General features: G+C 52.9%; 13 protein-coding genes. 9 read left to right on the top strand and 4 right to left on the bottom strand.

Annotated elements, in window-relative coordinates:
• Positions 1-262 precede the first annotated feature (262 nt).
• From IDH45_RS02020 to IDH45_RS02000, 5 genes are all read left to right on the top strand, one after another.
• Positions 263-859 carry an AAA family ATPase gene (locus tag IDH45_RS02020; RefSeq protein ID WP_190924187.1) on the top strand — a complete coding sequence of 199 codons (597 nt, stop codon included), beginning with the start codon at positions 263-265 and terminating at the stop codon, positions 857-859.
• Positions 860-1,094: 235 nt separating this feature from the next.
• Positions 1,095-1,769 carry a response regulator transcription factor gene (locus tag IDH45_RS02015; RefSeq protein WP_190924185.1) on the top strand — a complete coding sequence of 225 codons (675 nt, stop codon included), beginning with the start codon at positions 1,095-1,097 and terminating at the stop codon, positions 1,767-1,769.
• The gene (locus IDH45_RS02010; RefSeq protein ID WP_190924183.1) at positions 1,757-2,947 is read left to right on the top strand and encodes a HAMP domain-containing sensor histidine kinase; all 1,191 of its coding nucleotides are present in this window, start codon (positions 1,757-1,759) and stop codon (positions 2,945-2,947) included. The genes IDH45_RS02015 and IDH45_RS02010 overlap by 13 nt, the downstream gene beginning before the upstream one ends.
• A gap of 117 nt (positions 2,948-3,064) precedes the next feature.
• On the top strand, positions 3,065-5,041 hold the full coding sequence (locus tag IDH45_RS02005; RefSeq protein ID WP_190924181.1) for a DUF1430 domain-containing protein: 1,977 nt from the start codon (positions 3,065-3,067) through the stop codon (positions 5,039-5,041).
• The gene (locus tag IDH45_RS02000) at positions 5,038-5,664 is read left to right on the top strand and encodes an ATP-binding cassette domain-containing protein (protein WP_190924179.1); all 627 of its coding nucleotides are present in this window, start codon (positions 5,038-5,040) and stop codon (positions 5,662-5,664) included. The genes IDH45_RS02005 and IDH45_RS02000 overlap by 4 nt, the downstream gene beginning before the upstream one ends.
• A gap of 60 nt (positions 5,665-5,724) precedes the next feature.
• Here the strand turns inward: IDH45_RS02000 and IDH45_RS34890 are convergent, their stop codons facing one another.
• The 4 genes from IDH45_RS34890 to IDH45_RS01980 form a co-directional block, all read right to left on the bottom strand.
• Positions 5,725-6,753, bottom strand: a complete 1,029-nt coding sequence (locus IDH45_RS34890; RefSeq protein ID WP_190924177.1) for a Gfo/Idh/MocA family protein — start codon at positions 6,751-6,753, stop codon at positions 5,725-5,727.
• A 135-nt stretch (positions 6,754-6,888) separates the two neighbouring features.
• On the bottom strand, positions 6,889-7,893 hold the full coding sequence (locus IDH45_RS01990) for an aminoglycoside phosphotransferase family protein (protein ID WP_190924175.1): 1,005 nt from the start codon (positions 7,891-7,893) through the stop codon (positions 6,889-6,891).
• Between the two features lie 98 nt (positions 7,894-7,991).
• Positions 7,992-8,564, bottom strand: coding sequence for a GNAT family N-acetyltransferase (locus IDH45_RS01985; RefSeq protein WP_190924174.1), 573 nt, complete (start codon positions 8,562-8,564; stop codon positions 7,992-7,994).
• Complete coding sequence (locus IDH45_RS01980) at positions 8,561-8,794, bottom strand: hypothetical protein (RefSeq protein ID WP_190924172.1); 234 nt, start codon at positions 8,792-8,794, stop codon at positions 8,561-8,563. Before IDH45_RS01980 ends, IDH45_RS01985 begins: the two co-directional genes overlap by 4 nt.
• 369 nt (positions 8,795-9,163) lie before the next feature.
• On the opposite strand from IDH45_RS01980, the gene IDH45_RS01975 reads away from it, so the two are divergent.
• The 4 genes from IDH45_RS01975 to IDH45_RS01960 all read left to right on the top strand — a co-directional run bounded on the left by IDH45_RS01975 (position 9,164) and on the right by IDH45_RS01960 (position 12,630).
• On the top strand, positions 9,164-9,532 hold the full coding sequence (locus IDH45_RS01975) for a hypothetical protein (protein ID WP_190924171.1): 369 nt from the start codon (positions 9,164-9,166) through the stop codon (positions 9,530-9,532).
• A gap of 444 nt (positions 9,533-9,976) precedes the next feature.
• The gene (locus IDH45_RS01970; RefSeq protein ID WP_223836313.1) at positions 9,977-10,801 is read left to right on the top strand and encodes an ABC transporter substrate-binding protein; all 825 of its coding nucleotides are present in this window, start codon (positions 9,977-9,979) and stop codon (positions 10,799-10,801) included.
• Complete coding sequence (locus IDH45_RS01965; RefSeq protein WP_397326955.1) at positions 10,798-11,304, top strand: extracellular solute-binding protein; 507 nt, start codon at positions 10,798-10,800, stop codon at positions 11,302-11,304. The genes IDH45_RS01970 and IDH45_RS01965 overlap by 4 nt, the downstream gene beginning before the upstream one ends.
• A gap of 42 nt (positions 11,305-11,346) precedes the next feature.
• Positions 11,347-12,630, top strand: a complete 1,284-nt coding sequence (locus tag IDH45_RS01960; RefSeq protein ID WP_190924167.1) for a neutral/alkaline non-lysosomal ceramidase N-terminal domain-containing protein — start codon at positions 11,347-11,349, stop codon at positions 12,628-12,630.
• The last annotated feature ends 17 nt before the right edge of the window (positions 12,631-12,647 follow it).

Here is a 12,647-nt window from a genome sequence, read left to right as displayed (position 1 = left end):
TCAGGATGGTCAATTCCGCCATCGGTCAATGGCAACCTGCATCCATCCTCGACCACGTGAGTGTTCGAACGACAAGGAAATCCTCCCGAGTCCCGGCGAAATTTCCCTTTGACCTGTTCCAAAGATGTACGAAATAATCTTGAACCTTACCGGCTCTTAGGGTGTCTATTTCTGATGAGGGGGATGCGAATAAATAAGCTTGTCTGTTCAGCTCCCGCTCTGTAACAAGCGAAACTGCTAATTTTAAATCGGAGGGTGAACCATGATCCTATGGATCAACGGGGCGTTTGGCTCGGGAAAGACGCAAACGTCCTATGAGTTATGCCGGAGAATGCCGCATGCCTACGTATATGACCCGGAGCAGGCCGGATTTTACATCCGCAAAAACATACCGAAGCAAACCGCCGAAGAAGACTTCCAGCACTATCCGATGTGGCGCGAGCTGAATTATTCGATGCTGTCCTACATCAACCAGCGCTATGACGGGACGGTAATCGTGCCGATGACGGTAACCGACCCTGACTATTTTCAGGAGATGGTCGGACGATTGCGGGCGGATGGCGTGACCGTCCACCATTATACGTTAATCGCGTCCAAGGAAAACCTATTAAAACGACTGAGGAGCAGAGGCGACGGAAGCGGTTCGTGGGCCGCCCGGCAAATCGACCGGTGCATCGACGGGCTCGCAAGCGACGTGTTCCGGCATCATCTGGATACGGAGCGGCTGTCCGTAGAAGAGGCGGCGGAAGCGATTGCAGCGATGTCGGACATCCGCCTGCAGCCCGACCGCCGCGGTACTCTTCGGAAAAGGGCGGACCGAATCTGGACCCAGCTCAAGCATATCCGGCTATTCCATTGAGCAGGAAAAATAGAGACGTCCTTATAGCGTTCTCCTGCTATTGGGGGATAGGCGCCCTGTTAGCAGTAATCGCCTATTCCTGGACTATAGATCTCGTCTATATTCTTACGGTTTTTCTTTATGCAGGCCCTGTATACGGGGGAAGTAAGGTTTCCCGACAGATCGGTTATGATAAAATCGGAGCCAACGAACGCCGGACGATTGTACGACCCGGCCGGGCCATGAGGAGGAAACAATGCCGTATACGATTCTAATCGTTGATGACGAGCCCGATATTGTGAAGCTGCTGTATACCTTTTTTAAAAAGAACGGGTACGACCCGCTAACCGCCGCTAACGGAGCCGAAGCGATCCGGCAGGCGGAGAAGCAGCCGGACCTGATCCTGCTCGACATTCATATGCCGGAGCCGGACGGACTTCAAGTGTGCGAGCGGATTCGGTCGCATGTGGCTTGCCCGATCCTGTTCCTGACGGCCAAGGTTGAAGATGCGGACAAAATAGCCGGATTTGCCGCAGGCGGCGACGATTACATTATGAAGCCGTTCAGCATCGACGAGCTCGGCGCCCGCGTAGCCGCACATCTCAGGCGCGAACAGCGGCAGACGAGCCGGGCCAAGGTGAAATTCGAAGGCGAGTTTGTCGTCGATTATTCCGCCAAGGAAGTGTACGTGAAGGAGACGGCCGTTCCGCTGACGAAGCAGGAATTCAAAATCCTGGAGCTGCTTTCCTCGAACAGCGGACAAACCTTTGACAAGGAACGGATCTATGAACGGTTATGGGGGCTGGACGGGGACGGCAACGATTCCGTCGTCGTCGAGCATATCCGCAAGCTGCGGACCAAGCTGACCGCGGCCGGAGCGGCCTCTCCGATCGAAACCGTCTGGGGGCTCGGGTACAAATGGAGCAAATAAAACGAATGCTCGGACAACGCTCCGTGCTGCTTGAGTTTATGCTGATTACGATCGTTCTGGGGATGTTGGCCGTTTATTTGTCCGTCATCACCGTCGAAGAGGCCGATGACGCCTATATGAATCTGGAATTCTCTTATTCCGATCAAATCCCCTATAAAGAAACAAAGATGGAAGACGGAAGCACCGTCAAGGAATATCCGTATAATAAATTCCCTTACTATACAACGGCCGACAAGTTCAAGCTCATCCTGTATCAGGTGCTGCCCTTCATAGCCGTGCCCGTGTATGTGGTCGGCTTGCTAGGTTCCGGTATGTTCTATTACTACAAGCGGCGCGTAAAAACACCCTATGATCTTATGATCACCTCCTCCCGCAAGATCGCCGATCAGAATCTCGATTTCGAGATCCGGTACGAAAGCAAGGACGAGTTCGGGAAACTGTGCGCGGCCTTCGAAAAGATGCGCGCCGCCCTGGCGCACAACACCCGGGACATGTGGAGAGCGGCCGAAGAACGCAAAAGGCTGAACGCGGCGTTCTCCCATGACTTGCGCACACCGCTCACGGTTCTAAAGGGACATGTCGACTATCTGAAAACGTATTACCCGGATGAACAAATGTCCAAGGAAGACGTGCTTTCCACGATCGATACGATGAAGGGCCATATCGAGAGACTGGAGCGTTATGTTGCCAGCATGAATTCCATCCAGAAACTGGAGGAAGTCCGGCCCTCACCTGCTGAAGTCTCCGCCCGGGAATTGCTCTCCGGCCTGCGAGAGACGGCCGTTATCTTATGCGACGGCAAGCAGCTGTCGTTTGAGGTAAACGCTACGGCGGACACCGTGCGTCTCGATCCGGAGATGATATCCCAAGTTGTCGAGAACCTCATCGTAAATGGGGTCAGATACGCCAAACAAACGGTAACTATAACGGGTGAGATCACCGGCACTACGTGTACACTGAGCGTCGCCGACGATGGACCCGGCTTTACTGCCAAAGCCTTGAAAAAAGCGGCCGAACCGTTTTACCGGGACGACCGCCAGGCGGGCACCGCCCACTTCGGGTTGGGACTGTATATAGGCAAGCTGCTGTGCGAGAAGCATGGAGGGCAGCTGATCGTTGCCAATTCGCCGTCCGGAGGTGCCCAAGTAACAGCCGAGTTTCGTACTCTTTCTAGTTAACGACGAAAGTTGATAAAACTTTGATATTTATCCGATACACTCTTCCTGTAACTCATCATCTGAGGCCAGGAGGAGTTTTTTCGGCTCCCCGCCTTTTTCTTCCGGAGGTTATTCTTTTTGAAAACGATCAAGTATATCGTCAGTTTCTGCATTTTATTTATCGGCCTGCTTATTATCGGGGAGAGCCACACATTTCGCCTGAACAATTTCTACACCGAATTTCACAATACGACCCTTTACTTGCAGCCGAACACTACCGAGGAGGAGATGATCCGGGATACGCTCCGCTCCGCCGAGCGCCATGGAGTCGAGATCTTTACGTTCGTACGCTCAACCCCGAGCTTGTTCCAGACGAAATACGATCTATACGGAACCCCGGGCGTGAAACGTTACCTCGATACAAATCTGGACATCCAGGAGAAATCGTACGAGAGCTTGTTTTTGGAAGATATCCAGTTTCGGTTCCATGATTTTGCAACCGTTCCGGGCTTGGACACCATTCACGACTTTTACATCATCGGAAGTTTGGAGAAGGCGACGGCATTTAAAATCGAGCTGATCGACAAGTATGCAGGCAACCATCCGAAGAAAGGTTACACCGATCCAGAGTCGAGAAACACGATTATCGCGATCTGGCTTTTGATGATGAGTATCGTTTTGCTGCTAACCTACTACGACGTTTTGTTTCAGAAAAAGGAAAATTTGATCCGCGTCTCGATGGGGGAATCGATCGGAGGCATGATGTGGCGGAATGTGCTGACGGATACTTTCGTCTTTACGGCCTTGTTCGCTGCCGTCGTTCTGTTTCTGGCCCCCTTTACATCAGTCTATTTCGGAGTCCGGATTTCCTTGACCCTGTTTGCCGCGCTGATCGTCTTTAACGCCCTATTGTATTTGAATATGTATGTGTACAACCTGACAGAAGTGTTCTCCAACTCGAAAGGCGGTTCCAAAAAGCTGCTGGCGCTGAATTACGGTTTAAAGCTCGTCACCGTTATCGTCACGATCTTCGTGATCTCGGGCAATGTGGCGGTATTATACGAATCGTATCAGCTGTACAAGCAGAAGTCGTTCTTCGAGAACTATTCCGATTACTCGTACGTCCGGCTCAATCATCGGCTTGTCGTAGATAGCGACGGCAACATCACCAATAGGATGAGTGATACGAATACGGTCGAACAAACGTTTTACAAGCAGTTTTTCCACAGCGCCAACGCCACCTTATTGTCGGACATGGACGGCTTGGTGAATGGAAACGCGCTGATCGCCAACCGGAACGCTTATGATTATTTATCCCGCAACATCAAGGAACTAACGAACGCGGATCTTACGAAAGACATTTATTTACTAGTACCTGAACAAATACCCGTTACCGAAGAGCTGATCGAATCGTTTCAAGATTCGCTGCGCTTATATGAAGGCGAGTCGTTCGCCTATGAGTATGAAGTAATTCCGTACAAGGGCCGGGTCGAGCTGGTCAGCATCGAAGTGAATCTGGCCTATGGCAGCGAAATTCTGAAAAATCCGGTCATCATCTATAACAACAAAACGGTGGAACAAGTCGAGAACAGGCCGGTTGATCCGGAACGGTTTTTCCCGTTTATCGAAGAGATTATGTATAAGGTGAGCGACGACGAATTCGACCGGTTCGTGCAAGAGCATGGAATGTCGAGGGAAATCGTAAGGAAGACGAATGTGCTGGACAAGTACAACCATAGCTGGAATTTGGCCCAACGGGTGCTGGCGATCAACTTGATCTTCAGTACGCTCGTATTGCTTCTGGAATTCATCATTATCGTCACCATCATTAAGCTGGAGTACGAAGTAAATGCGATCGAGCTTGCGATTAAGAAAGTATTGGGTCACAGCCTGCCGGCCAAACACCGGAAGCTCGTTCTGATGACGCTGGTCACCTCTGTGCTGAGTATCGGAGCGGCTGTGACGGCCGCGCTTGTATTGGAGCTGAACAACGTCTCCCATCTCGTATTCGGGGGAATCGTCATACTTGCGCTGGAGCTCGCGGTCATCTTCTTTTATATCCGCAAAATCGAACACGCGCGAATTCAGAATACTTTGAAAGGCGGCAACCTATGAGCAGAATCATCATTCAAAACGTAACGAAAACATTCAAGGATAAAGTCGTATTTCAAAATTTGAACTTAACGATCGAGCAAGGAGAATTCGTTATCTTCTCCGGCCCGAGCGGGTGCGGGAAAACGACGTTGCTGAATATGATCGGCGCTCTGGAATCGACGGAGCAAGGCTCCATCTTGGTGGACGGGGTGGATTTGCGGGTGAAGAAGCATCATTTGTCCTATTTTCGAACGAAGGTCGGCTTTTTATTTCAAAACTTCGCCTTGGTCGACAACAAAACGGTGAAGGAAAATCTGAAGCTGATCCGCAAAGATTGCCGGACCGGTCTAACGATCGAGGAGGCGCTGCGCCGGGTCGGACTGGAGGACAAGCTGAACAAAAAAGTGTACACGTTGTCGGGCGGAGAGCAGCAGCGAATCGCACTGGCCCGGCTGATGCTTAAGCGTTGCGAGCTTATATTGGCCGATGAGCCGACCGGTTCGCTGGACCGGCATAATGCGGAGACGGTGCTGGGTATCGTAAAAGAGTTTAATGAAGCCGGCAAAACGGTCATCCTCGTCACGCACGATGAAGAAATCAAAAAACGAGGCGGGCGGGTGATCGAGCTGACCAAAACGACGTAGAACGCCCCGAGAGGCGTTCTGTTTTTTTTATTCCGATTGGATTGCAATTGGATGGGGCGCCTAATCTTTCACGTGCAAAGCGCTCGTGCTCTGGCGCAACCGCTGCGGCTTAATCGGACGTCCGAGCCATGCCGACTCGAGCGCAGCGCAAGCGGTTGCTACCGCCCTCCCAGCGTCGCGGGCAGTGACGATCGGTTCGGCTCCGGTCCGGATACACTCGATAAAATGTTCCAGTTCCAGCCGATACGGATCGTCAGCAGGCTCGCCTTGCGGGATCGCTACCCCTTCATTCCGCTGCGAATGCGCGGCAACGGCTCCCCGGCTTACTGCCAGCTTGTAAGCTTCGTTGTCGGCGCGAAGCATCCCGTCCTTCCCTGTCACTCCCAGCGAGGACGTAAACGGTCCGGCATATCCCCACATCGCTTCCAGATTCGCTACCGTTCCGTTTTCGAAGCGTAACACGGCCGCCGCGTACTGGACCCCCGGCGATTTCCGGATCACCGCATACACCGATTCCGCTTCACCCATCAGCGAATGCAGATAGTCGATATCGTGAATCATTAAGTCGAACAAGACGCCTCCGCTTTTCGTATCGTCCTCGAACCAGCTGTTCGACGGCGGATGCAGACTGAACCGTTTCGCGTGAGCGGTAATAACCGGTCCGATCTCTCCATCGGACACCCGCTCGGTCATCCTGGCGTAATCGGGGAAAAAACGCAGCACATGACCGACGAACAAGCAAACGCCGTTTCGCCTGCACGCTTCGATCATCTCTTCCGTATCCTCCGTCGTCAGGGCGACCGGTTTCTCGCAAATGATATGGAGCCCCTTGTCCGCCGCAGCCACCGCATACGCCTTATGCAAATACGTCGGCAGCGCCAGGACGACCGCATCCACCGGAATCTTCTCCTGTATCAGCTCGTCCAGACTGCCGAACCGCAACGCCCCCAGCCGTGCCGCTTCCAGCCTCGATTCCGCCGACGAACTGCATATGGCGGTTAACGAAACGCCCTCCATCTCCGACAAGATGTCCGCATACAGCTTGCCCATTGTACCGAATCCGACAACAGCAACACGAATCGTGCTCACTCCGGCTTCCCCCCTGATCTGTGAATGGAACGTTTGCTATAGTATAAATCGGATCGAAGGAAGGGATCGGTCATCGGTTGACTCGGCGAGGTCATTTTTGCATCGGGCCGGCTGCTTGCGGAGGAACACGCGGATTTATGTCCCGTACAGCTTCAAATATTCCGGGTAAGCGCGAAGATGAATAGCTCTCGCCCTTTCCTGCGTTACCTCTTTGACATCCGGTATATGCTCCGCTTCCACATAATCGGCAAGCACATCGATCACATCGTCGAGCAGCTTCGCCCGGAAGTAAACCTCCATTCGCTCCGCCGCATCTTCACCGGCCAGACGGCTCACCCGCTCCTGCCATACCGGCCAGTCCGGCGTCCGGTACAGCGGCCACAGCAAGACGGAATAATCCATCGCCGCATCCCCGGCAACCGACAGATCGTCCCAGTCGATCACCCAGTACTCTCCGTTCTCGCCTACCAAAATATTTTGCCAGTTCAAATCGTTATGGGCGAGATCGGCTGCTTGCTTGCGAAAAGACGGATGCTCCTCCACAAGCCTTTTCAACCGGGCTACCTCAGCATCGAACCATGCCATCGTTGCGTCCGACACGAAGCTTAGCAGCTGTCTCCCGGCCTTGATCCCTTCCAGATCTTCCTCGAACCGCCCGATGTACTCCTGGGTAAAGGCATCGGAATAAGTGAAAGCTTGCCTCTCCGGCATACCGGCAACGGCTTGGCGGATCGGCTCGTCGGCATGCAGCCGGCTTATTAGGGGCAGCACCTTTTCGATAACGGACAGCGGATCGGGTGCGGAGCTTAGCGGTTCGCCCTTCAGGTACTCGAACACGAGGCCGCACGTATAGCCGGGGACGATCTCTTGCGCCACCTCTTGAACCAGCTGCGGAGCCCGGTAGCGGTCCGACAGGCAGCCGCTGATCCTGGCCCATTGCCGGAGTTCCGGGGCTTTATCTTCCTTGGCGAGCTTGAGATGCCGCACCGTTTCGCCATCGGTCAGCCGGTAGGACTGGTTCACGAATCCTCCGGGATTCCATATATAAGCCGCTTCGATTGAAGAGCCGCTGAATCCGAGCGTTTGTGCATGGCGGGCGGCCCATTTCGCTACTTCTTGTTCATTTGCTTTCAGATCCATTCCGTTCACCTCTGCTGGATATACTCGTCATACCGTTCGCTCTGCACGGAGGCCGATCGTTCACGTCGGTTCCTCCCTTGTACCGGACTTCCGGTTTCTCAACCCGATTCGGTTAAACGCATTACTACAAACGGAACCTGCACGCCCGACACGGGGCTATGGACCTGCTCTCCCCGGCGGAATCCGACTTTTTCATACGTTCGGATCGCTCTTTCGTTAAAGGCGGCAACGGCCAGACGGAACTTGGACTTCCCCAGTTCCTTGCCCAGAAACTCTATCGCCTGCTTGACATAATCGCTCCCCAGCCCTTTGCCGGTCAGATCCGGACGCAGCCCGAGCCCGACGTCAAGGCAGTCTGGGTCGTTATAGATTCCGGCTTCGTAGGCTCCGGGGATTCGTGCAGAATGCCCGCTGCATATAAAACCTGCGATCTGATCGTTCTCCCCGCGAACACTGTAATATTCGCCGTTCAACAGCTCCGCGATCCCTTCGTCCTCTCCGCCTATGTTGTAAAAATCGTACGGCTGCGGGTACGTCCAGGCGTTTACGATTCGGGCAGCCTCTTCGGTCATGGGAACGTAACGGTACATGGTCGAAAACTCTCCTTCTATAAAATTCGCATCCGGCAGAGCATCCAGAAAGACGGCGTCGATTTCCGTTTGGCCGTTCAAAGCCGGTGTCCTCCGTCGACGAGCAGACCGTCTGCCGTTACTATTATCGGGTAACTCCTATCCGCTTCGATGATCCGTTTACAATGCTTCGCCACATTGCGTATCGTAGGCACCGAAGTGCTCCCGTATCCGAACCAGCAGTCCTGATCCAGTTCTTGGATCGAATCTACCCGGATCTTCACAACAGGCAGGTTCTCGGATCGCTTCCACAATTTTTTTCTACGTCCCACACGTGCCGCCGTCCGTTAATCATTCTCGAGTGTTTGTGCTTGATCCGCGAAAGCGCGTCTTCCATTCGCTCCCCTCCTATTTCCAGCAAAAGTCATCCGCAACTGCAGTCTAGGGGCAGTCTAGGGGCCGGTTTTTTTCCCACTCATGGTAGAGTAAGCCGCACCTCCCATTCTTTCATACTACCATGAATTTCTAGCAATTAACTAGAGCGGAGGAAAGCTGCTTGCAGACACAAAATATTGATATTTGCAGAAAAAGCGGTTAACCAAGGGGAGGAAGCACAGTGGCAACAAGCCGGAGAATCAAGCTCTTTACAATCATTACCTTAGCGTCGGTCATTCTGGGGGGATGCAGAAGCAGCAATAAGTTTGTCGGAGACCGGAACGATTCAGGCCGCAGCAACGATTGCGGCGGCGGACGGCGGGGCGACAATATTCCCGGCAGGGAAATACCGCACGACTCCAGCCCTATCGGTACCATCGAACTTGTCCGTCACTAGAAACGTCAAGGTGTACACCAAGATCGAGAATCCGGATGACAGCAACTATGAGTGGGGGTTTTTATCGGAGTTCGACAATTACGCGAACTTGGCCGTTGCAGCCGTATCCAGAAAGTTCGGAACCGGGATGACCTGGGCTTTCTATTCCGATATTGTCGACGCCACGGATAATCCGACCACCACGACGGTCAATTCGGAACGAAACATCCATTCCTTCCATAGGCGGAGCCGATCATGAACTGAAGGTGATGTTAATGATCGTAAAAAATGCGATTCATCAGCAACTGCTGCTCGACATGTTTCAAAAGTCGATGTTTCGCGCAGCAAATGCACAATTTGGAAGTTCGGCGCATCAAGCAAGAATGGTTCAATTGCGAAGTATCGACAAGCGATTCGGCTCCGAATTTTCTCGCCCAACAATATGCATACCTCAAATCAACGCCTCAATTTCAAGGCGCCCGGGATATTTAGCGTGCAAACGCCGTTGTTTTCGATTCCGTAATACAAGGCACATGCCGCTCGCTTCACCATAGCGAGCGGCATGTGCCTTGTTATTGTCGCGTTTCGGGATAAAGCTATTCGAAAATGGCCGATTGTTTTTTTTAATGTGGCGAGTTCATGATAATCCCATGCTATATCATAGAATTTGTTCCGAATCATGCAATGAAGGGGATGTTCCAGTATGAGGCTAGAGAAATGGATGAAGCCGATCGGCGCAGGTATGACATTAGCCATGCTCGCGGCTTGTGGAGGAGGCGGATCGGGAGCGGCCGGCGGTGATAAGGGGACAGAGAAAGCTCCGACAAGCCCGAAAGAACCCGTCGAGATTGTGTTCTATTCGAACAGCGGCGACCCCGAGGAAAGCTTCGAATACCGGTTCGGAGATATTCTCCGCAACAAGTTTCCCGATTACAAAGTGAAATACATCCAGGCGAAAGGCGGCTCGATGTTGAACGACTTGCTCGTGAACGGCACAAAGTTCGACATTTTCTACTCGACTATCGGGAATTTCGAGCACTCCGTCCTGCAGAACGAATTGCAGGTGGACATGACGGAAATGATCAAGAAGCACAACATCGATTTGAATCGCATCGAGCCGACGATCGTTCAGGCGCTTAAGCAAGTTCAGGGCGGCAAAATATTTGCCTTGCCGGTATCCACGACGAATCTCGTTAACTATTACAACAAAGACTTGTTCGATAAATTCGGAGTGCCGTACCCCGGAGACGATATGACGTGGGAGCAGACGCTCGAAGTGTCCAAAAAGATGACCCGCAACGAAGGGGGGACGCAATATTATGGGCTCGCCGCTTCCTTTGTCCATTTGTTCAGATTGAATCCGCTGTCGATACCAAGCGTCGATTTGGTGACGCAGAAGCCTACGATCAACAAAGACGAGCGCTGGAAAACATTTTTAATACGTTCTTTATCGACAGCTCGCAGGAGCCTGGATACCAGAGCTACATTCAAACGACGAATTCGTTCCCCAATATTAACCAATTCGTGAAAGACCGCACCGTCGCCATGTATCCGTACTTATCCAGTCTCATCTACGCATGGCCTAGGGAGATGCAGGCATTCAATTGGGATTGGGCCGCCCTGCCCCAGTTCAAAAATAATATGGGAGTCGGTTCGCAGTCGTATCCGACGTACTTCGGCATTACGAAGCGCAGCGAGCACCCGGATGAAGCGATGGAAGTGCTGAAATATTTGCTGACCGACCAGTTCCAGGCATCTCTTGCCGAGAAAGGGATTATGCCTGTCGTCAAAACGAAGGACGTTATCGCCAATTTTGGCAAAGGGTCGCCTTTTAAGAACCGCCGGATGCAAGCGGCATTTCATAACAAATTTGCCCCGATACCTCCTATGGCTATTTATGACCAGGATATTGTGAAAATTTATACGCAATATGCAAATTCGGTGAATCAGAACGCGATGGACTTGAACACGGCGTTCGGGAAAGCCGAAGAAGACGCGGTCAAATTCATTCAAGCATTCAAGATGAAGTGACCTCACCGTATTCGATCAACATAGAGGATGTGACAAGCTTCGATGGAAATGCTGCTCGGAATAGACAAGATCGATATTACTCCCGATCATCCCGTGTCTCTCGCGGGTTACGGTCACCGTCCCGCTTCATTTGATGGCATCCATCATCCGATCTATGCCAAGGTATTGTTTATCCGGCAGCACGACAAGGATCGGGGCATACGCAACCGGCTCCTGGTCGCTGCGGACCTTATATGGTGGGGAACCGAGCTGGTCGAGAGGCTGCGGTGCGAGCTGGCGGCGCGATGGGAGATGGGGGCGGAGGATGTGATTCTAAATGCCTCCCACAGCCATTCCGGACCGCAGACGAGCCGGCTGATGCCTTCAATTGGTAAAGTGGACGAACGTTATGTGCATGAACTGGAAACAAAACTGTTGGACGGAATACACCGGGCCGAGTCGAATCTCGAGCCGGTAACCGTTCAACGGGGGAACGGAGCATGCGATATCGGCATCCAGCGACGCAAGCTGGTCGAAGGCAGAATCGCAATGTCGCCGAATGAAGAAGGCCCGAACGATCAGGAAGTGACAGTCGTTCGTTTCGCAACGCATACGGGAAAGGCCAAAGCTTTAATCGTCCACTATACGTGCCATCCGACTACGACCAGCGCCAATTTCGTATCATCAGAATATTGCGGCATCGCGATGGAACGGATCGAGCGGGAACTGGGAGACGACTGCGTTTCCTTGTTCCTGCAAGGATGCTGCGGAGACGTGCGTCCGGCACTGCACCGCGATGGCAGGTTCTACAGCGGGAATGCCGAGGATGTGCAGAGGCTTGGAACGCGTTTGGTTGAATCGGTTACAGCTGTGCTCACCCGTCCGCTGCAAACATTGCCGTCCTGCCCCCCGTTCGGGCTGCATATCACGCGCCCGTTACCGTTCGCCGACATGCCGGGACTGGAGGAGCTGGAAGCGTGCAAACGTTCGGATCATTCCGGGACGCGCAACTGGGCCGAGCAGTTACAGCAATGTCCCGAGCTGATTCGTCCTGCCGCCACTCTCGACATGGTGCGGATGGATATCGCCCAAGGGCTCTCGCTCCTTGCCATGAACGCTGAGATGGTGGTGGAGTACGGCCTGTACGTGAAAATGCTATCCGGCGGAAGCACGCTTCCCGTCGCCTACAGCAACGGAATGATCGGCTACGTGCCGACAGCCCAGCAGCTCAAGGAAGGCGGATATGAAGCGACGGACTCCTATATCTTCTTCGGCTTATGCTCTCCTTTCACAGAAACGGCGGAGCACGACATATGCAACGATTTCGCCTCACTGCTGAACAAATAAAGCGAGGGGGAGCAACA

The organism is Paenibacillus oceani, from assembly GCF_014705615.1.
GTDB classification, from domain to species: Bacteria; Bacillota; Bacilli; order Paenibacillales; family NBRC-103111; genus Paenibacillus_AB; species Paenibacillus_AB oceani.
The sequence above is the reverse complement of the archived record's forward strand: the minus strand, read 5'-3'. Positions and strand labels throughout refer to the sequence as shown.